The organism is Nocardia sp. NPDC050710, assembly GCF_040654375.1.
GTDB lineage: Bacteria > Actinomycetota > Actinomycetes > Mycobacteriales > Mycobacteriaceae > Nocardia.
In genome coordinates, this window is record NZ_JBFAHV010000002.1 from 450,189 (window position 1) to 468,803 (window position 18,615).

The following is an 18,615-nucleotide window of genomic DNA, read 5'->3' on the forward strand; positions in this document are numbered from 1 at the left end:
ACGATCGGCCGGGTGCCGGATGCGGTGTCAGGGCGCGTTCCGACGCCGACGAAAGTGTTGCCGGAGCCGGGTCCGGCGCCGACCCGGGTGGAGACACGGATCGCCGCACCGGTGGTGCCGGTACCGAGCTATCCGCCGCCCCAGGTGAGAGTGCCTGGGTACCAGCCGAATTCATATGGGGTGGGACGGCCGCCGGTGCAGCCGGGGAGGCGGTGGTATCTGCGCAGAGCGGCGGTTCCGGTACGACCCGTGCCGGTTCGGCGTCCGGGCGGCGCGGTGCGATGGCCCTCCCGTGGTCCGGCGTCCATGGTGCCGCCGCCCCGTCCAATGCCGCGGCGGCGCGGGGGTGGGGTGCTGACCAAGGTGATCGGCGCCCTCGTCGTGATCTTCCTGGCGCCCTTCGCTTTCGCCGCGGGCTGTTTCGCGCTCATCGCGGCGGGCACCTCGGGTGGCTCGGATGCCTCGACGGCGACGCGGCCGCCCTGGGTCGCGGAGGAGAATCCCGAGCCCGCTCCGGAACCGCCGCCGAACGATCCGCCCTGGGCACCCGCACCCGCCCGCACCCCGGTGCGGGACGGCAAGTTCGAATTCGCGGTGACCGACGTCGAGTCCGGTATCTCGCGGGTCGGCCTGCAATCCGCACAGGGTTCATACCTCATCGTGACCCTCGCCGTGCGCAATATCTCCGACGAGCCGAAGTGGTTCCTCCCGTTCGGCCAGAAGCTCTTCGACACCCACAATCGCGGCGTCGACCACGACACCACCGCCACCGCATGGCAGACCGTCCGCCACGGCTACGGCTACTCCTTCGAACTCACCCCCGGCCAATCCGCCACCACCCAACTGGTTTTCGACATCGCCCCCGATGCCACCCCCAGTCACCTGGAACTACACGACTTCCTGCTCTCCAACGGGGTCTCGGTCCGCTTGCCGTAGCAACCCCACGCGCCGCTCCCGGCGAATTGAGCAATACCGCCCTCGGGGGGGAACGCCGACCGAGAACTGCCGCTCCGCGTCCGGAATCCCAACATGCCGGAGTCCGCCGCTGCCTGTAGGAGCTGGACGCTGCCTGGCAGTGCCGACCGCGTCGGTCGGCGGTGGCGCGAATCTCCGCACGGTTCATTGTGATCCGCGCGGGGAAATTCAGGCGGCGCGGACGGTGGTGGCGAGGGCGGCGTGGGTGGCGCGGCGGCCGATCTCCAACGCGGCGGAGAGGAGGTCGGTGTTGCGGGAGGCGCTCTCGATATCGGGGGAGCCCGCGGGCGGATGGATTTGCAGGGCGGTGGCGCCCAGGCCCTCGATGAACTGGTCTTCGGCGGCCTGCTGGTGGGCGCGGGCCAGCCAGGCGCGGTAGGCGCCGGGGGCGCGCAGGCGCAGATAGCCGCCGCCCACGAGCTGATGCAAGCGGGACGCGGGTGGGCGCTGTTCGTCGGCGCGGCGGGTGCGCAGGACAAGGGCGTGGGTGGCGCCGTCGCGGACGGCGATGCGGATCGGCACCGATTCGGCGAGACCACCGTCGAAGTACTGCGAATCGCCCAGGGGGACGGGCGGTCCCGCGAGGATCGGCAGGCCCGCCGACGCGCGCAGCGCGGTTTGCAGGGTTGGCTTGTCCACGATGTGGCGGTGCAGATCCACCGCGTGCCCGGTGTAAATATCGGTGGCGATGGGATGGAAGGTGGTGGGGTTGGCCAGGACGGCCGGGAAATCCATCGGCTCGATGCCGTCGTACACCTGGTGGACCAGGTAGCGCAGGTCGAAGGCGGGACGCCCGCGCAGCATCCGGCCGGGGTCGACGGTAGTGCGCATGATGGCCGGATCGGTCCAGGTCCGCATCCCCGGCACCACCCGCCCGGACAGGAACCAGGCCCCGTTCAACGCGCCGGCCGAGGTGCCGTATACCGCGTCGAAGACGGTCCCGAGCCCCATTTCCTCGAGCGCCCGCACCATTCCACCCGCGTACACCCCGCGGCTCCCGCCGCCCTCGATGACTAGCGCCAATCGATGGCCGTCGGCACGGCTCGCCGAGTCACGACGTCCGCGGATCACCTCCGCCACGGTCGGCTCGATCGAGGAGCTGGTCACCGGATCACGATACGACAGGAATCCGACAACCGCCGACCGGGATCGAGCCGACCCCGAATGCCCCGATGACCACGGCCCGTGAAACGACAAGAGCGGGCGTGGACTCCGATGTCCGCGCCCGCTCCCGGCGATACGGTTGGCTCTACTTGATCTCGGCCAGCACCGTGCCCTGGGTGATGGCGGCGCCCGCCTCCACCGACAGGCCGGTGACCACGCCCGCCTTGTGCGCGTTGACCGGGTTCTCCATCTTCATGGCCTCGAGCACCACGATCAGGTCGCCCGCCTCGACGGACTGACCCTCTTCGACGGCGACCTTTACCACGGTGCCCTGCATCGGCGCGGTGACCGCGTCACCCGACGCGGCGCCTGCGCCCGCGCCACCGCGCTTGCGCGGCTTGGGCTTCTTGCGGACCACACCGGCGCCATTGCTCACGGACGCGCCAGCGCCACCGCCGACGGAGAAGCTGCCGGGCAGCGACACCTCGACGCGACGCCCACCGACCTCGACGACGACCTTCTGCCGGGGCAGGTGCTCATCCTCGTCTTCGGCGACACCGGCCGGGCTGTACGGCTCGATGTTGTTGGTCCACTCGGTTTCGATCCACTTGGTGTAAACGTCGAACTTCTCGCCGTCACCGATGAACGCCGGATCCTCGACGATCGCGCGGTGGAACGGGATGACCGTGGCCAGACCGTCGACCTCGAATTCGGCGAGCGCGCGCCGGGCGCGTTCCAGCGCCTGGGTGCGGTTCGCGCCGGTGACGATCAGCTTGGCCAGCATCGAGTCGAACTGACCGCCGATGACGCTGCCCTGCACCACACCGGAATCCACGCGCACACCGGGGCCGGACGGCTCCTTGTATACCGAGACCGGGCCGGGCGCGGGCAGGAAGCCGCGACCGGCGTCCTCACCGTTGATGCGGAACTCGAAGGAGTGTCCGCGCGGGGTCGGGTCCTCGGTGATCTCCAGCTCGTGGCCCTCGGCGATCAGGAACTGCTGACGCACCAGGTCGATGCCCGCGGTCTCCTCGGTGACCGGGTGCTCGACCTGCAGGCGGGTGTTCACCTCGAGGAACGACACGGTGTCGCCCTGGACCAGGTATTCCACGGTGCCCGCACCGTAGTAGTGGGCTTCCCGGCAGATTGCCTTGGCGGAGGAGTGGATGCGCGCGCGCTGGTCGTCGGTGAGGAACGGCGCGGGGGCCTCCTCGACCAGCTTCTGGAAGCGGCGCTGCAGCGAGCAGTCACGGGTGCCCGCGACCACCACGTTGCCGTGCTGGTCGGCGATGACCTGCGCCTCGACGTGGCGGGCCTTGTCCAGGTACTGCTCGACGAAGCACTCACCACGACCGAAGGCGGCGATCGCCTCGCGGGTTGCGGACTCGAACAGTTCGGGGATCTCCTCGATCGAGTGCGCGACCTTCATGCCGCGGCCACCGCCACCGAAGGCGGCCTTGATGGCGACCGGCACGCCGTACTGCTTGGCGAATTCCACGACCTCGTCGGCGTTCTTCACCGGATCCTTGGTGCCCGCGGCCATCGGAGCCTTGGCCCGCTCGGCGATATGCCGCGCGGTGACCTTGTCACCCAGGTCGCGAATGGACTGCGGCGAGGGGCCGATCCAGATGAGCCCGGCGTCGATGACGGCCTGGGCGAAGTCGGCGTTCTCGGAGAGGAATCCATAGCCGGGGTGGATCGCGTCGGCGCCGGACTTGGCGGCGGCATCGAGGATCTTGTCGAACACGAGGTACGACTCGGCCGAGGTCTGGCCGCCCAAGGCGAAGGCCTCGTCGGCGAGTTTCACAAAGGGGGCTTCGGCGTCCGGTTCCGCATAGACCGCGACGCTGCCGATTCCGGCATCCTTGGCCGCCCGGATCACGCGCACGGCGATCTCGCCTCGGTTAGCTACGAGTACCTTCGTGATCCGCGCGCTGGCATGGCTGGGCACTGAGCCTCCTGGGTTGCAATCTTTGGTCGCTTCGCGGGGGTGGGTGGCTGCGCAGGCTCCGTTCCCGTGGTCGACAACTTACGTCTCGGGCGAGTGTAGGCAGTCTGCCAACAGACGCCGAACTCGGATAGCCCTACTGAACAGTAGGTCACGGATCACACCGGTGCCTCCTCTGTGAGGGAACCCCTAGTGAGCGCGGTCGCGGTCACCGGCCGCGGGTGCGGCGGGATCCGCTCGCGGGCGCCTCGCCCGGTGCATCCCCCTTGGCGATCGGCATCCGGACCGAGTTGCCCCATTCGGTCCATGACCCGTCGTAATTACGCACGGTGCCGAAGCCGAGTAGATAGGTCAGCACGAACCAGCTGTGGCTGGACCGCTCGCCGACCCGGCTGTAGACGACCAGGTCGTCGCGGCCCGTGAGATCGCCGTAGATCTCATCCAATTCGGCGCGTGAGCGGAACCGGCCGTCGGCGGTGGCGGCCCGGGTCCACGGGATATTCAGCGCGGTGGGGATGTGTCCGCCGCGCATCGCGGCGTCCTCGGGATTGTCCGGCTTGGGCGTGAGTTCGCCCGAATACTCCTCCGGCGAGCGCACATCCACCAGCGGCTTGCCGATGTGGGCCAGCACGTCGTCGCGGAACGCCCGCGCGGTGCCGTCGTCGCGGCGCACGGCCGGGTATTCGCTGCGGTTCGAATAGGGCGGTTCGAAGGTGGTGTCGCGTTCCTCGGAGATCCATGCCTCGCGGCCGCCGTCGAGCAGGCGTACATCCTCGTGTCCGAACAGGGTGAACAGCCAGAGTGCGTGTGCCGCCTGCGCGTTGCCGCGGTCGCCGTAGATGACCACGGTATCGTCGCGCTCGATTCCTTTGGCACGCATCAGTTCGGTGAATCGGGCGGCGTCGATATAGTCACGCGTGACCGGATCGTTCAGGTCGCCGCGCCAGTCGATCTTGATGGCGCCGGGGACGTGTCCGATGTCGTAGAGCAAGATGTCCTCGTTGGACTCGATGATCTTGAGGCCCGGCGTGCCTATGTTTGCCGACAGCCACTCTGTGGTTACTAGTCGGTGAGGATGTGCGTAGGAACCGAAGGAGGGATGAGGGTCCGGAGCTGCGGGCACGATGTGGGTCCTTCACGCGAGGTAGACAGTGGGAACGGCGGTTCGGGTCTCACAGCGATGGTAGGTGTGAGGCGATAGTGAAACTCGTTTCAGATCACGAATCGGCTGAATGGGCGAATAAATCGCACCTACATCCGATAAAGTCTCCCGGGAGGAGGGGTGAGCTATGTCCGATTCTTGGCCGCGGCGGCGACTGCTCGCGATCCTACGTGGCGCCAGCGAGCCTCTCGACGCCCAGGAACTGGCCAGAATCACCGGACAGCACGTCACCACGGTGCGATTCCATCTCGACGTACTCACCAAGGAATCCCTGGTCCGGCAATTCCAGCAGCCACCGCGCGGTCGCGGTCGTCCGCGCATAGGTTATAGCGCGGTCCAGCGATCCGTCGGTTACCAAGAACTGGCGCAGGTGCTGGCCGATCAACTGGGCCCCGACCCACGCCGCCGCTCGGAGGCGGCCATCACCGCCGGACGCACCTGGGGCGCCAAGCTGGACGCGGGCGACCACGCCGTCGAATCGCTGGAGGACGCCAAGGACGTCGCCATGACCCTGCTCTCGGAGCTCGGTTTCGCGCCCGAACGCGACCAAGCGGCCGAAACCGATGAGCAGGTGCTGATCCGGATGACCGCCTGCCCGTTGCGCGAACTGGCCCGCACCCATTCCGAGGTGGTCTGTGGCGTACATCTGGGATTGATCAAGGAAGTGCTGGACCGCAACGGTGCGCGCGGCGAGGTGAATGTCCGCCTGCACCCGTTCGTGGATCCGGAACTGTGCGTCGCGCGGCTGGAGCTCAGCGGCCAGCGCCGGGCCCAGGACAATCGCGAGGTGGCCTCGGTGCCGGCCGGGGCCGATCAGGCCGCGGGGGGCGAGCCGGCGCTGGCGCCGCCGTTAGCCGGCCGAGTGGCTCCACAGCTGCGCAATGCCGACCCCAACGTCGCCAAGCAGTCGGCGCAGCAGTGGTAGACCGATCCCGATGACGCTCGACGGATCGCCATCGATCCGATCGACGAACCAACCGCCCCGGCCGTCCAGTGTGAACGCGCCCGCGACTTGCAGCGGCTCCCCGGTGGCGATGTAGGCGTCCAGTTCCTCTGGTTCCGGCTTGGCGAAATGCACGGTGGTGGAACTGCAATCGACCGATGATCCGACGATCCGGCCGTCCCGCATCCGCAGCACGCAGTGTCCGGTGATCAGATCGGCGCTGCGCCCGGCCATCTCGGCCCAGCGGGTCCGCGCCACCTCGGGGGTGTGCGGCTTGCCCTGGAGCTCGCCGTCCACCAGGAGCATCGAATCGCAGCCGACCACAACGCAATCGGCACCGAGTGCGCCGAGCCCGGCGGCCACCGACTCGGCCTTGGCCCTGGCCAGCTCGACAACGACCACCTGGGGTTCGGTGTCGGCGGGCAGGGCCGCGGCCACGGCATCTTCGTCGACGTCCGACACTCGCACGATGGGATCCACGCCCGCCGAACGGAGTACCTCCCGGCGCGCGGGGGACGCCGACGCGAGAATCAGCGTCGTCACGTCAGCGCAGGTGGGACAGCTGCGGGAAGGCGTACGGCGAGAACGGTGAGGTACCGCGGTGCATCTGCGTCGGGCGGCCCCACCCGTCTACCGGGCCGGACCGACCGGCCGCCTCGGCGCTGTTCGCGGCCGCGGTCAGCACGCAGACGATCGCCGCGATCTCCACGTCGGATGGCGCTCCCTTGACGATGCGAATGAACGGCTGCTCGCCCGCGTCCGCGATCGGTGCGGTCGGATCCGCGACCACCACGACCTCGGCCGCGATCGGATCGACTGTGAGATCCAATTCAACGGCGGTCAACACATCTTCTTCTGCCACGGTCGTCACAGTGCCAGATCCTCTCTCTACCTCGATCGGGCGTCTACCCCTACGGGCCGGCGCCCCTACTCGATGTCATGTGGATGACGCGATAATCATCCTCGGATCCACTCATTGCGTCTCTGCAACCAGTGTGCGCGGCCTACCGAGGGTATCGCGGAATCACAGCGGGATGTTGCCGTGCTTCTTCGGCGGAAGGGTCACCATCTTGCGTTCGAGCAGTCGCAGCGCCGACACGATCTGGCCACGGGTGTGCGAGGGCGGGATGACCGCGTCCACATAGCCGCGCTCGGCGGCGACGTACGGGTTCACCAAGGTGTCCTCGTACTCGTTCTGCAGCTCGAGGCGCAGCGCATCGACGTCGTTGCCATCCTTCGCGGCCTGCTGCAACTGCTTGCGGTAGACGAATCCGACGGCTCCGGAGGCGCCCATGACGGCGATCTGGGCGGTCGGCCAGGCCAGGTTCACATCGGCGCCCATATGCTTGGAACCCATGACGTCGTAGGCGCCGCCGTAGGCCTTGCGGGTGATGATCGTGATCTTGCCCACAGTGGCCTCGCCGTAGGCGTAGAGCAGTTTCGCGCCGCGCCGGATGATGCCGTTGTACTCCTGGCCGGTGCCGGGCAGGAAGCCGGGCACATCGACCAGGGTGATGATCGGAATGTTGAAGGCGTCGCAGGTGCGCACGAAGCGCGCGGCCTTCTCCGAGGCGTCGATATCCAGGCAGCCCGCGAACTGGGTCGGCTGGTTGGCGACGATGCCGACGCTGCGGCCGTCGACGCGACCGAAGCCGACGATGATGTTCATCGCGCGCTCGGCCTGCACCTCGAGGAACTCGTCGTCGTCGAGCAGGCGCCGGATGACCTCGTGCATGTCGTAAGGCTGGTTCGGCGAGTCCGGGATGATCGTGTCCAGCTCGAGATCCTCATCGGTGAGGGATTCCTCGATGGCGCCGGTGATCGGATCGGTCGCGGGGAAGCGCGGGGCCTCGGCGCGGTTGTTGCTCGGCAGGTAGGAGAGCAGATCCTTGACGTAGTCGAGCGCATCCTGCTCGCCGGAGGCGACGTAGTGCGCCACGCCGGATTTGGTCATGTGGGTGTGCGCGCCACCCAGATCCTCCATGGTGACGTCCTCGCCGGTGACCGTCTTGATGACGTCTGGACCGGTGACGAACATCTGGCTGGTGCCGTCGACCATCACCACGAAGTCGGTGAGCGCGGGGGAGTAGACGTGACCACCGGCGGCCGGGCCCATGATCAGCGAGATCTGCGGGATCACGCCGGAGGCCTGGATATTGCGGTGGAAGATCTCGCCGTACAGGCCGAGGGAGACGACGCCCTCCTGGATACGCGCGCCCGCGCCCTCGTTGATGCCGATCAGCGGGCGGCCGGTCTTGAGCGCCAGGTCCATGACCTTGACGATCTTCTCGCCGTAGACCTCGCCGAGGCTGCCGCCGAAGACGGTGACGTCCTGGCTGAAAATGCAGACATCGCGACCGTCGATGGTGCCGTAGCCGGTGACCACGCCGTCGCCGAGGGGACGGTTGTTCTCCAGGCCGAAGTTCACCGATCGGTGCCGGGCAAGCGCGTCGAGTTCGACGAAGGAACCCTCGTCGAGCAGGGCCAGGATGCGCTCGCGGGCGGTCATCTTGCCCTTGGAGTGCACCTTGTCGACTGCGGCCTCACCCATCGGGTGCTGTGCCTCTTGCAGCCGATTCCGCAGGTCAGCCAGCTTCCCGGCGGTGGTGTGGATATCGGGGGAGCCCGCCGGACCTGATGCGGGCTGCTGCTGGACACTCGTCATGGCTTCGGAGTGTAACCAGTGCCAGTCGGTCTCTCTAACCGAGTAGGGGCTACCCGTCAGTAGAAAAACTGCAGCTAGATCATGTTCCGGCCGGGTTTGCGCGGGAAAAGTTCCTGGTCGCTCGACGCAGAATATTGTGTGGTCCCACAATATATCCGCCGGACGACCGGGCGTTCTCCCGCCGGAAATTCGATGGCGAGCGCGGTGGGAGCCCAGATACCCTGAGCACGTCCAATTTTCAGCTCTCGGGGAGGAGTCGGACAATGTGGGAGTGGGGTAGAAGAGTCGCCGAACATGCCGCCGCCGCGGCGTGGACGAGCTGGCAGACCGTCGAGACCGGGCCGACCGTGCTCGACCCGGAATACTGGGAGACCGATTCCGAATCCGATTCCGAAGTCGATGCGGACTGGGGTGCCGAGGTAGCGATTCCCATGTCGGAGTTCGACCTCGCCGGGTGAATCGTCCGGTGGTCACACGGGCTGCGCCGAGTAGCCTGCCCGTGTGACCACGCCATCGTTGGATTCCACGCAACGGCCGCCGCTGGATGCCGAGCGGTTGCGGCGCGCCCTCGCCGCATCGCCCGCGCTGTCGTTCTTCACCCATCTCGATGTGGTGGAGTCGACCGGGTCGACCAATGCCGACCTGGTCGCCAGGGCCGCGCAGCCCGACATCGACCACAGCGTCCTCATCGCCGAGGAGCAGCGAGCCGGTCGCGGGCGGCACGCGCGGACCTGGGTCAGCCCGCCGCGGGCCCAGATCGCGATGTCGCTGCTGGTACGGCTGCGCGGAATCGATCCCGCGGTGCTCGGCTGGCTGCCGCTGCTCACCGGGGTGGCCGTGGTGGATGCGCTGCGCGCGACGGCGGATGTGGAGGCGAACCTCAAATGGCCGAACGACGTGCTGCTCGGCGACCGCAAGGTCGCGGGCATCCTGGCCGAGGTCGCATCCAGCGGCGACACGCCCGCCGTGGTAATCGGCGTCGGGCTGAACGTCAGCCTCACCGAGTCGGAACTGCCGGTGCCGCACGCCATTTCGCTGGCGCTGGCCGGTGTGCCCGATATCGACCGCACCGATCTCGCGCTGTCGCTGCTGACCGAATTCGCCCGTCATTTCACGGCGTGGAGCGCCGCCGACTGGTCCACCGACGAGCTGGCCGCCGCCTACCGTGCGCGCTGCGCGACGATCGGCGCCGAGGTGCGCGCCGAATTACCGGGCGGCGAAACCCTCACCGGCGTTGCCACCGGTATCGACGGCAACGGCCGCCTGCTGATCGGCGACCGCGCCGTCTCGGCCGGTGACGTCACCCACCTGCGCGCCCAATACTGAATTCGATTACGCGGTCCCACCGGGTTGCGTGCCCGCACCCGAATGGGGTGCGGGCTCACCGGATTCAGGCGGGCTGCAGGTCGCCTTTCGCGGCCTGCCTGGCGAATGAGCGATCGCGCTGCTCCTCGAACTTGACGACATCCCGGCCGAGCTTCTCCAGGAATGTGCCGAGATGTTCGCGGGCATGTTCGCCGCGTGGCCCCAAATCGTTGCGCTCGAAGATATTCCACTTCTTGAGTACCGGCTGCACCACTTCCTCGAGGTGCTGGCGCAGGTCGTAAATGCCGTGCTTGGCCATCAGCACGCCGTTGCGGCGGAAGTTGGGCATACCCGCGCCGGGCATGGCGAAATTCGTGAGCACGCTGGTGATCGCGAATACGGCCTGGTCGGGTACCAGGTCGAGGGCGGCGCCGCAGAGGTTGCGGTAGAAGATCATGTGCAGGTTCTCGTCGGCGGCGATGCGTTGCAGCATGCGGTCGGCGATGGGGTCGTCGCAGACCCGGCCGGTATTGCGGTGACTCACCCGGGTCGCCAGCTCCTGGAATGTCACGTAAGCGACGTTCACCAGGAACCCGCCCCAATACTCCGGCGCCTGCACGCCGTTGGTCATGTGGATCATCCTGGCCTGTTCCAGCGCAACCGGATCCACCCCGCGGGTGACGACCAGATAGTCGCGCATCACGATGCCGTGCCGGTTCTCCTCGGCGGTCCAGCGGCCCACCCAGGTGCCCCAGGCGCCGTCCCGCGAGAAGTGCTCGGAGATCTCGCGGTGATAGGAGGGCAGGTTGTCCTCGGTGAGCAGATTGGTGATCATCGCGACCTTGGCGATCTCGCTCAGCTTGGACTGCTCCGGATCCCAGTCCTGCCCGCCCATGGCCGCGAAGTTGCGGCCCTCGTCCCACGGCACGTAGTCGTGCGGGTGCCACTCCTTGGCCATCGACAGGTGCCGGTTCAGATTCTGTTCGGCCACCGGCTCGAGTTCGGAGAGGATTTCCAGCTGAGTCAGATCCTTGGTCACACGCGCCTCCACGGTCGTCTTCGACATCATCGGTTCGAATCAAGCGTTCGAGCAGGTCGGAACTGAGTCGTGCGCATTTACGACAGGGCAGGACGAATCCACCATCGTAGGCTGAAAATTGTGCAGCACGCCGGGGTTCGGTGTCAGGCCTTCCGGCATCTTCACGCGGTAGGGTTCCCGGCATGGGTTACCCGGAGGATGTGCTCGCACCGGACGAGCAATTGATACTCCATCGCCATCCGCATTGGAAAATGCTGTTCTGGCCCGCGGTGACACTGCTGGTCGCGACGGCGCTCGCCGGTTTCGCGGGGGGATTCGTCTATCGCACCACCGAGGGCGGCACCCGGTCGATCCTGCTGCTCGTGGTGCTGGCGCTGTGGCTGGCCGTTCTCGGATGGCGTTGTGTCGCACCGGTTCTGGGTTGGAAGTCGACCCATTTCATCGTGACCGAGCGGCGCGTGCTGGTGCGTCAGGGGGTCTTGACACATTCCGGCATCGACATCCCGATGAACCGCATCTCCAGCGTGCAGTTCCGGCACGGGCTGTTCGATCGGATGCTCGGCACCGGCACCCTGATCATCGGTTCCTCCTCGGACGAGCCGCTGGAATACGACGACATCCCGGCCGTGCAGAAGGTGCACGCCCTGCTGTACCACCAGGTGTTCGAGGTGGAGCGCGGCCAGAACGGCGGATCGCGCGACCGCGGCTACGGCCGTTCGGGCGGCGGTTACCGGTCGCCGGACGGCGATTACCGATGAGATCCGTAATCTGAGCACATGACCGCCGTACTCCTGGCCGAAGACGACGAGGCCATCGCCGCGCCGCTCTCGCGGGCACTGGGGCGGGAGGGCTATTCCGTTACCATCGAGAGCTTCGGCCCCGCCGTACTGCGCCGTGCCCTCGAGGGTAATCACGATCTGCTCATTCTCGACCTGGGTCTGCCGGGCATGGACGGGTTGGAGGTGTGCCGCCAGGTCCGGGCGCGCGGCGCCGACCTGGCCGTGCTGATGCTCACCGCGCGCACCGACGAGGTGGACTTCGTTGTCGGCCTCGACGCGGGCGCCGACGACTATGTCGGCAAGCCGTTCCGGCTCGCCGAGTTGCTGGCGCGGGTGCGGGCGCTGCTGCGCCGCAGCGGAATCGGCGACGAGGCGGTCGAGGTCGGCGGCATCCGGCTCGAGCCTGCCGCGCGCCGGGTGCTGGTCAATGGCGTCGAGGTCGGCCTGGCCAATAAGGAATACGAACTGCTCAAGGTGCTCATCGACCGGGCCGGTCAGGTGGTGCCGCGCGAGACCATCCTGCGCGAGGTGTGGGGCGACGCCGAACTGCGCGGCTCCAAAACCCTGGATATGCACATGTCCTGGCTGCGTCGCAAGATCGGCGACGAGGGCCCGATGGCGGAGCGCCGCATCGTCACCGTGCGCGGTGTCGGATTCCGGCTGAACACGGACTGACGTGCGACGCAGAATTCTGCGGTCCATGCTCACCGTGTTGACCCTCACCACGGTGGTGCTCGGCGTGCCGCTCATCTACACCGCCTGGCTCTGGGTGGAGGACATCACCCGCAACGACCTGCAGAGCAGGCTGGACCGGATCGCCATGGAGGTCATCGGTCAGGAGCACGCCGACGGCATGGTGCACGGCGGCCTCGATACCCGGTCGGTGCGTCCGCTGGTTCCGAAGGACGGCAGGCTCACCATCGTCTATCCCAGCCCGCAGGACAATGCCTCGCGCCTCGATATCGGTGCGACCGAGGTGGTGGATCCGCTGGTGGAATCGCTGTCCATGGGCACCTCGGGGTCCTTGCGGCTGGAGGTGCCTTCCCGCCCGATGCACGCCATGCAGCGCCAGGCCGTGGCGGTGGTGGCATTTGCCGTCCTGGCGTCGCTCGGCGCCGCGGTGACGGTCGCGGTGGTCACCGCGCGCCGGGTCGCCGATCCGCTGCGCGATGTGGCGGCCAGGGCCGCGCGGCTGGCCATGGGTGACTTCCGGCCCGATCCGCGCCGGCACGGCATTTCCGAACTGGACCGGGTCTCCGACGTGCTCGACTCGGCAACGGTGGAGATCGCGGGCCGGTTGCAGCGCGAGCACGCGCTGGTGGCCGACGTCTCACATCAGCTGCGCAGTCGGCTGACGGCGGTGCGGTTGCGACTGGACGAGCTGTCGGCGCACTCGGATCCGGAGGTGGTGCACGAGGCCGAGGAGGCGATGGCCCAGGTCGACCGGCTGACCGAGGCGATCGATGATCTGGTGCGCGCCTCACGGGACGAGGATGCCGCCGATCGCGATCCGATCCCGGTGATGGAGGAGTTGCGCGGTGTCGTCGACGAATGGACCCATCCGTTCACCGAGGCGGGGCGGATGTTGGTGCTGACCGGCGATCAGGAGCTGCGGGCCCCGATCACCGCATCCCGGCTGCGCGAGGCGGTCGCGGTACTGGTCGACAATGCGCTCATGCACGGTGGCGGCACCTGCACGGTGTCGGTGCGCACGGTGCGTCCCGGCAATGCCAGGGAGCCGCTGGTCTGCGTCGAGGTGGCCGATGAGGGCGACGGTGTGCGTGACGAGCTCGCGCCGCATATCTTCGACCGCGGGTTCTCCGCCGGTGGTTCGACGGGTGTCGGACTGGCGCTGGCCAGGGCGCTGATCGAGGCCGACGGCGGCAGGCTGGAGCTGCAACGGCGCAGGCCCGCGCTGTTCGCGGTATTCCTCGGCGCCTCCCCGCCGAACCGGCCGGGCGTCGGCCCGGTCACCGAACCACGTTAGCTGTGGCCGAGCTGCTTTTCCTCGAGATGCTCTTCGTCGAGTAGTTCCTCGAACTCCTCGACGATCTCGTTGATCTCATCGGGGAAGACCCAGCGTCGCATCGCCCAGAACCGGAATGCCATCTGGAGCAGATTGCCGATGACGAAGGCGCTGACGAAGTCCGCGATGTTCTCGACGGTGAAGCTCACATCGGGCTGGCGCAGATCGAGCACATAGCTGGAGATCCACAGCGGAATATTGCTCAGGATCACGCCGCCGCCGCTGACGCCGAAGAAGAGCAGCGCCTCGTGATGCTTCTCGCGGCCGCCGCGATTCTTGAACGACCATTCGCGGTTCAGGATGTAGGAGGCGATGACGGCGATGACGCCGGAGATGATCTTCGCGGTGACCGGCTTCTCGGAGAGGACCGTCCACTTCAGGGCGTAGAAGATGCCGCTATCGATCACGAAGGTCGTTGCGCCGACGATGGCGAACTTGATCAATTCGTGGTGGCGGTAGGCGATCTCCCGCAGAGGTTGGGGGAGGACGCTGACCACGTCGTCGACGAATGACACAAGCGCCGAGTGTACCGGTACCGATCATTGCCACCCGACATGACAAGATGGCACGACGTGAGGAAGCGAAGCGAGCGAACCATCGACACAGCACACATGTGTGGCGCGACGGAGCCGAGCGTCAGCGGGGTGGAGTCATGAGACACCGTTCCTTCGATCCGTCCGCGATGCCCACCGTCACCATGATCGGTGGCGGCCAGCTCGCGCGGATGACGCATCAGGCCGCGATCGCGCTCGGCCAGCGGCTGCGGGTGCTCGCCGAGAGTCCCGACGACCCGGCCGCCCAGGTGAGCCCGGACGTGGTGCTCGGGAGCCACACCGATCTGACCGCGCTGCGCAAGGCCGCCGTCGGTTCGCATGCGCTGACCTTCGACCACGAGCATGTGCCGACCGAACATCTGGAGGCGCTGGTCGCCGAGGGTGTGAACGTGCAGCCGCCGCCGGGAGCACTGGTCTTCGCCCAGGACAAACTCGCCATGCGCACCAAGCTCGCCGAACTGGGTCTCCCGGTACCGGCCTTCACACCGGTCACCGCGCCCGCCGACGCGGTGCGTTTCGGCGAGGAATACGGCTGGCCCGTCGTGCTCAAGGCGGTGCGCGGCGGCTACGACGGTCGCGGCGTCTGGATGCCCGCGACCGCCGCCGAGGCCGAGGCCATCGTCGCGGATCAGCTGGCGCACGGGGTGCGGCTACTGGCCGAGGCGAAGGTGGATTTGAAGCGCGAGCTGTCCGCGATGGTGGCCCGCTCGCCCTATGGTCAGGCCGCGACCTGGCCGGTGGTGGAGACGGTGCAGCGCAATGGGCAGTGCGCGGTGGTCATCGCGCCCGCACCGGAGCTGTCCGAGCAGCTGGGCGCCGCGGCCGAGACGATGGCCTTGAACCTCGCGCGGGAATTGGGTGTCGTCGGTGTGATGGCGGTGGAGCTGTTCGAGACCCGCGACGGCGCGCTGCTGGTCAACGAGCTCGCCATGCGCCCGCACAACTCCGGGCACTGGGGTATGGACGGCGCCCGCACCGGTCAGTTCGAGCAGCATCTGCGCGCGGTACTGGACTATCCGCTCGGCGACACCACGCCGCTTGCGCCGGTCACCGTGATGGCGAATATCCTCGGTGCGCCCGAGGCTCCGGCGATGTCGATGGACGAGCGCCTGCACCACCTGTTCGCCCGCTTGCCGCAGGCGAAGGTGCATATGTACGGCAAGGGCGAACGCAAGGACCGCAAGATCGGGCACATCAACGTGCTCGGCGAGGATGTCGCGGTGGTGCGGGAGCAGGCAGAGCGTGCGGCGCACTGGATGTCGCACGCGGTATGGACCGACGGATGGGATCCCCATGAGTAATCCGCTTGTTGGCCTGATCATGGGCAGTGACTCCGACTGGCCCACCATGGAAGCGGCCGCGGAAGCCTTGGCGGAGTTCGGCATTCGCTTCGAGGTCGGCGTCGTCTCGGCGCACCGCACCCCGCAGCGCATGCTCGACTACGCCCGCGACGCCGCGGGCCGTGGCCTGAAGGTCATCATCGCGGGTGCGGGCGGTGCCGCGCATCTGCCCGGCATGGTCGCCTCCGCGACCGCTCTGCCGGTCATCGGCGTTCCCGTCCCGTTGAAGTATCTCGACGGCATGGACTCGCTGCTGTCCATCGTCCAGATGCCCGCCGGGGTGCCGGTTGCTACGGTCTCCATCGGCGGCGCCCGCAATGCGGGCCTGCTCGCCGCCCGCATTCTCGGCGCGAGCGATTCCGACCTGCGTGCCCGCATGGAACAGTTCCAGGCCGGTCTCGAATCCATGGTTCTGCAGAAGGACGAAGCCCTGCGCGCCAAGCTGCTGGGTTAGGGATTGCCCGGTGCCGCGCCGCCGCGTGGACGGGGCACCCGAGCGGCCGGGTCGCCGGATTCTCCGGTGAGCCGGTCGCACTACGGTGGGCGGGTGGCCAACGATTCTGATGACGCGGCTCGGTTCCGGCTCACTGTCGTGGATCAAGCACTGCTGCTATTCGCCGAGAAGGGGTACGAGGCGACGACCGTCGACGAGATCGCGGAAGCGGCGGGGATCTCCCGGCGAACGTTCTTCCGGCAGTTCCGGTCGAAAGAGGATGTGATCTTCGCCGATCATGAGTCGCAGCTGACTCAGGCGGCCGCGTATTTGGCCGGGGCGCAAGGGGATCCGTGGGAGGCGGTCTGCGCGGCCGTGGTGCAGGTGTTCGAGCGGTTCACCCAGTGGCGTGAGATCGCGGGGCGCCGATATCGGGTGGTGCGGCGGGTGCCCGCGTTGCGCGAGCGCGAGATCGTCACGGTGTTCCGGTACGAGCGGTTGTTCACCGACTATCTGCGAGAGCGGCTGCCCGAGGTGCCGGATCTGGCGCGGGTGCAGTTCACGGCGGCGGTGACGGCGACGCACAACTATCTGCTGCGGCGCATGGTGCGTGGGGAATCGGATGCGGGCGCGGCGGATCTGCGGCTCGAGTTGGCGGCGATCCCGCGCTGGCCCGGTGCGGCGCGTGGCGCGGATGACCTGGTGGTTGCCGTATTCCCCCGGGATATGCCCTCGCGCCGGGTCGCCGATCTGCTCGCCCGCAAGCTCGGTAGTCTGGACTAGCCGAATAGTGCGCTAGCTGACACTGAGTGCCACGAAGTATCCCCACGTGATGCCTGAGGCAGAGCGTATAATCGGTCATGATCTGGCACTGGGTGCCGACATGGATATTTCTGCGGACCGCAGCGATCGACCGACAAATCAGGAGTGTGCCCCCCATGGCGGGAAATCCGAATTTCGACCTGTTCAAGCTCGAGGACTTCCACGACGAACTGCGGGCGGCCATCCGCGGGTTGGCGGAGAAGGAGATCGCCCCGCACGCCAAGGATGTCGACGGTAACGCCCGCTTCCCGCAGGAGGCGCTGACCGCGCTGAACGCCGCGGGCTTCAATGCCGTGCACGTGCCCGAGGCCTACGGCGGCCAGGGCGCCGACTCCGTCGCCACCTGCATCGTGATCGAAGAGGTCGCGCGCGTCTGCGGTTCCTCCTCGCTGATCCCCGCGGTCAACAAGCTCGGCACCATGGGCCTGATCCTGAACGGCTCCGAGGAGCTCAAGCAGAAGGTGCTGCCGGATATCGTCAACGGCGAGATGGCCTCCTATGCGCTCTCCGAGCGTGAGGCGGGCTCCGACGCGGCCGGCATGCGCACCCGCGCGCGCCAGGACGGCGATGACTGGGTCATCAACGGTTCGAAGTGTTGGATCACCAATGGCGGCAAGTCCTCCTGGTACACCGTGATGGCGGTGACCGACCCGGAGAAGGGCGCCAACGGCATCTCCGCGTTCATGGTGCACAAGGATGACGAGGGCTTCGTCGTCGGCCCGCTGGAGCACAAGCTCGGCATCAAGGGCTCGCCCACCGCGGAGCTGTACTTCGAGAACTGCCGGGTGCCGGGCGACCGCATCATCGGCGAGCCGGGCACCGGCTTCAAGACCGCCCTGCAGACCCTGGACCACACCCGCCCCACCATCGGTGCGCAGGCGGTCGGCCTGGCCCAGGGCGCGCTGGACGCGGCCATCGCCTACACCAAGGACCGCAAGCAGTTCGGCACCGCGATCGCCGACTTCCAGAACACCCAGTTCATGCTGGCGGATATGGCGATGAAGATCGAGGCCGCGCGTCTGATGGTCTACACCTCGGCCGCCCGCGCCGAGCGCGGTGAGAAGAATCTCGGATTCATCTCGGCCGCCGCCAAGTGCTTCGCCTCCGATGTGGCCATGGAGGTCACCACCAACGCCGTCCAGCTCTTCGGCGGCGCCGGCTACACCACCGATTTCCCAGTGGAGCGCATGATGCGCGACGCCAAGATCACCCAGATCTACGAGGGCACCAACCAGATCCAGCGCGTCGTCATGTCCCGCGCGCTGCTCAGGGGCTAATTCGGTAGATCGCCGGATGTTCGGGAATCGACGCATCTGCATCTCCAGGCCGTCTCCAGGCCGTCAGCGAGATCAGGTCGTCGCCCGAACATCCGGTCGATCGCCTGTCGCTGTGGCGGTGAGTATCTCGCTTTCAGGCCACCCCATACTCGTCCTCGAGGTGCTCGAATGCGCTGATCCAGAAACCGGACTCCGCCCAGCTGTACATCGTCACCGATTCGCTCAGCTCGCGTAGGACCGTGG

The 18,615-nt window shown here is 67.5% G+C and carries 19 protein-coding genes; 11 read left to right on the forward strand and 8 right to left on the reverse strand.

Translation table 11 applies throughout. The features are described from left to right. Positions 1 to 351 precede the first annotated feature (351 nt). Positions 352 to 936: a DUF4352 domain-containing protein gene (locus AB0H61_RS07795; protein ID WP_357300546.1), complete on the forward strand. Its 585-nt coding sequence runs from the start codon at positions 352 to 354 to the stop codon at positions 934 to 936. Between the two features lie 207 nt (positions 937 to 1,143). Here AB0H61_RS07795 and AB0H61_RS07800 read toward each other — a convergent pair whose 3' ends face one another. The 3 genes from AB0H61_RS07800 to AB0H61_RS07810 all read right to left on the reverse strand — a co-directional run bounded on the left by AB0H61_RS07800 (position 1,144) and on the right by AB0H61_RS07810 (position 5,150). Continuing rightward, positions 1,144 to 2,082, reverse strand: coding sequence for a patatin family protein (locus tag AB0H61_RS07800; protein WP_357300547.1), 939 nt, complete (start codon positions 2,080 to 2,082; stop codon positions 1,144 to 1,146). A 142-nt stretch (positions 2,083 to 2,224) separates the two neighbouring features. Beyond that, positions 2,225 to 4,030, reverse strand: a complete 1,806-nt coding sequence (locus AB0H61_RS07805; RefSeq protein ID WP_357300549.1) for an acetyl/propionyl/methylcrotonyl-CoA carboxylase subunit alpha — start codon at positions 4,028 to 4,030, stop codon at positions 2,225 to 2,227. Positions 4,031 to 4,235: 205 nt separating this feature from the next. Further along, positions 4,236 to 5,150, reverse strand: a complete 915-nt coding sequence (locus AB0H61_RS07810; protein WP_357300551.1) for a sulfurtransferase — start codon at positions 5,148 to 5,150, stop codon at positions 4,236 to 4,238. A gap of 166 nt (positions 5,151 to 5,316) precedes the next feature. Between AB0H61_RS07810 and AB0H61_RS07815 the strand changes: the two genes are divergently transcribed. After that, positions 5,317 to 6,114 carry a transcriptional regulator gene (locus tag AB0H61_RS07815; RefSeq protein ID WP_357300553.1) on the forward strand — a complete coding sequence of 266 codons (798 nt, stop codon included), beginning with the start codon at positions 5,317 to 5,319 and terminating at the stop codon, positions 6,112 to 6,114. Here AB0H61_RS07815 and AB0H61_RS07820 read toward each other — a convergent pair. The 3 genes from AB0H61_RS07820 to AB0H61_RS07830 form a co-directional block, all read right to left on the reverse strand. After that, positions 6,040 to 6,675, reverse strand: a complete 636-nt coding sequence (locus AB0H61_RS07820) for a nucleoside triphosphate pyrophosphatase (RefSeq protein WP_357300554.1) — start codon at positions 6,673 to 6,675, stop codon at positions 6,040 to 6,042. The two genes, AB0H61_RS07815 and AB0H61_RS07820, sit on opposite strands and share 75 nt — an antisense overlap. Position 6,676: 1 nt before the next feature. Next, complete coding sequence (locus AB0H61_RS07825) at positions 6,677 to 7,003, reverse strand: acyl-CoA carboxylase subunit epsilon (protein ID WP_357300556.1); 327 nt, start codon at positions 7,001 to 7,003, stop codon at positions 6,677 to 6,679. Positions 7,004 to 7,156: 153 nt separating this feature from the next. Further along, complete coding sequence (locus AB0H61_RS07830) at positions 7,157 to 8,797, reverse strand: acyl-CoA carboxylase subunit beta (protein WP_357300557.1); 1,641 nt, start codon at positions 8,795 to 8,797, stop codon at positions 7,157 to 7,159. A gap of 263 nt (positions 8,798 to 9,060) precedes the next feature. Between AB0H61_RS07830 and AB0H61_RS07835 the strand changes: the two genes are divergently transcribed. After that, entirely contained in the window at positions 9,061 to 9,255 is a 195-nt protein-coding gene (locus tag AB0H61_RS07835; RefSeq protein ID WP_357300559.1) for a hypothetical protein, read from the forward strand. Between the two features lie 43 nt (positions 9,256 to 9,298). Further along, positions 9,299 to 10,123, forward strand: a complete 825-nt coding sequence (locus AB0H61_RS07840; RefSeq protein ID WP_357300560.1) for a biotin--[acetyl-CoA-carboxylase] ligase — start codon at positions 9,299 to 9,301, stop codon at positions 10,121 to 10,123. A gap of 64 nt (positions 10,124 to 10,187) precedes the next feature. Here the strand turns inward: AB0H61_RS07840 and AB0H61_RS07845 are convergent, their stop codons facing one another. Then, the gene (locus AB0H61_RS07845) at positions 10,188 to 11,141 is read right to left on the reverse strand and encodes an acyl-ACP desaturase (RefSeq protein ID WP_357300599.1); all 954 of its coding nucleotides are present in this window, start codon (positions 11,139 to 11,141) and stop codon (positions 10,188 to 10,190) included. 182 nt (positions 11,142 to 11,323) lie between these two features. Here AB0H61_RS07845 and AB0H61_RS07850 point away from each other — a divergent pair, with 182 nt between their 5' ends. Genes AB0H61_RS07850 through AB0H61_RS07860 form a run of 3 tightly spaced genes read left to right on the forward strand, consistent with a single transcriptional unit; the run spans position 11,324 to position 13,907 of the window. After that, complete coding sequence (locus AB0H61_RS07850) at positions 11,324 to 11,899, forward strand: PH domain-containing protein (protein WP_357300562.1); 576 nt, start codon at positions 11,324 to 11,326, stop codon at positions 11,897 to 11,899. An 18-nt stretch (positions 11,900 to 11,917) separates the two neighbouring features. Beyond that, positions 11,918 to 12,595, forward strand: coding sequence for a response regulator transcription factor (locus AB0H61_RS07855; protein WP_357300563.1), 678 nt, complete (start codon positions 11,918 to 11,920; stop codon positions 12,593 to 12,595). 1 nt (position 12,596) lies between these two features. Then, positions 12,597 to 13,907, forward strand: coding sequence for a HAMP domain-containing sensor histidine kinase (locus AB0H61_RS07860; RefSeq protein ID WP_357300565.1), 1,311 nt, complete (start codon positions 12,597 to 12,599; stop codon positions 13,905 to 13,907). Here the strand turns inward: AB0H61_RS07860 and AB0H61_RS07865 are convergent. Next, complete coding sequence (locus tag AB0H61_RS07865; protein ID WP_357300566.1) at positions 13,904 to 14,461, reverse strand: GtrA family protein; 558 nt, start codon at positions 14,459 to 14,461, stop codon at positions 13,904 to 13,906. The genes AB0H61_RS07860 and AB0H61_RS07865 overlap by 4 nt on opposite strands. Positions 14,462 to 14,628: 167 nt before the next feature. On the opposite strand from AB0H61_RS07865, the gene AB0H61_RS07870 reads away from it, so the two are divergent. From AB0H61_RS07870 to AB0H61_RS07885, 4 genes are all read left to right on the forward strand, one after another. Then, a complete protein-coding gene (locus tag AB0H61_RS07870) occupies positions 14,629 to 15,801 on the forward strand; it encodes a 5-(carboxyamino)imidazole ribonucleotide synthase (protein ID WP_357300601.1) in 1,173 nt (390 codons plus the stop codon). After that, positions 15,794 to 16,294: a 5-(carboxyamino)imidazole ribonucleotide mutase gene (gene purE / locus AB0H61_RS07875; RefSeq protein WP_357300567.1), complete on the forward strand. Its 501-nt coding sequence runs from the start codon at positions 15,794 to 15,796 to the stop codon at positions 16,292 to 16,294. Before AB0H61_RS07870 ends, purE begins: the two co-directional genes overlap by 8 nt. Positions 16,295 to 16,387: 93 nt before the next feature. Continuing rightward, positions 16,388 to 17,056, forward strand: coding sequence for a TetR family transcriptional regulator (locus AB0H61_RS07880; RefSeq protein ID WP_357300568.1), 669 nt, complete (start codon positions 16,388 to 16,390; stop codon positions 17,054 to 17,056). Positions 17,057 to 17,211: 155 nt separating this feature from the next. Then, entirely contained in the window at positions 17,212 to 18,372 is a 1,161-nt protein-coding gene (locus AB0H61_RS07885) for an acyl-CoA dehydrogenase (RefSeq protein ID WP_357300569.1), read from the forward strand. The last annotated feature ends 243 nt before the right edge of the window (positions 18,373 to 18,615 follow it).

Coding starts and splice junctions, on each gene's coding strand:
- AB0H61_RS07835 (WP_357300559.1), top strand. CDS start 9,061: ATGTGGGAGTGGGGTAGAAGAGTCGCCGAACATGCCGCCGCCGCGGCG.
- AB0H61_RS07830 (WP_357300557.1), bottom strand. CDS start 8,797: ATGACGAGTGTCCAGCAGCAGCCCGCATCAGGTCCGGCGGGCTCCCCC.
- purE (WP_357300567.1), top strand. CDS start 15,794: ATGAGTAATCCGCTTGTTGGCCTGATCATGGGCAGTGACTCCGACTGG.
- AB0H61_RS07850 (WP_357300562.1), top strand. CDS start 11,324: ATGGGTTACCCGGAGGATGTGCTCGCACCGGACGAGCAATTGATACTC.
- AB0H61_RS07885 (WP_357300569.1), top strand. CDS start 17,212: ATGGCGGGAAATCCGAATTTCGACCTGTTCAAGCTCGAGGACTTCCAC.
- AB0H61_RS07855 (WP_357300563.1), top strand. CDS start 11,918: ATGACCGCCGTACTCCTGGCCGAAGACGACGAGGCCATCGCCGCGCCG.
- AB0H61_RS07870 (WP_357300601.1), top strand. CDS start 14,629: ATGCCCACCGTCACCATGATCGGTGGCGGCCAGCTCGCGCGGATGACG.
- AB0H61_RS07815 (WP_357300553.1), top strand. CDS start 5,317: ATGTCCGATTCTTGGCCGCGGCGGCGACTGCTCGCGATCCTACGTGGC.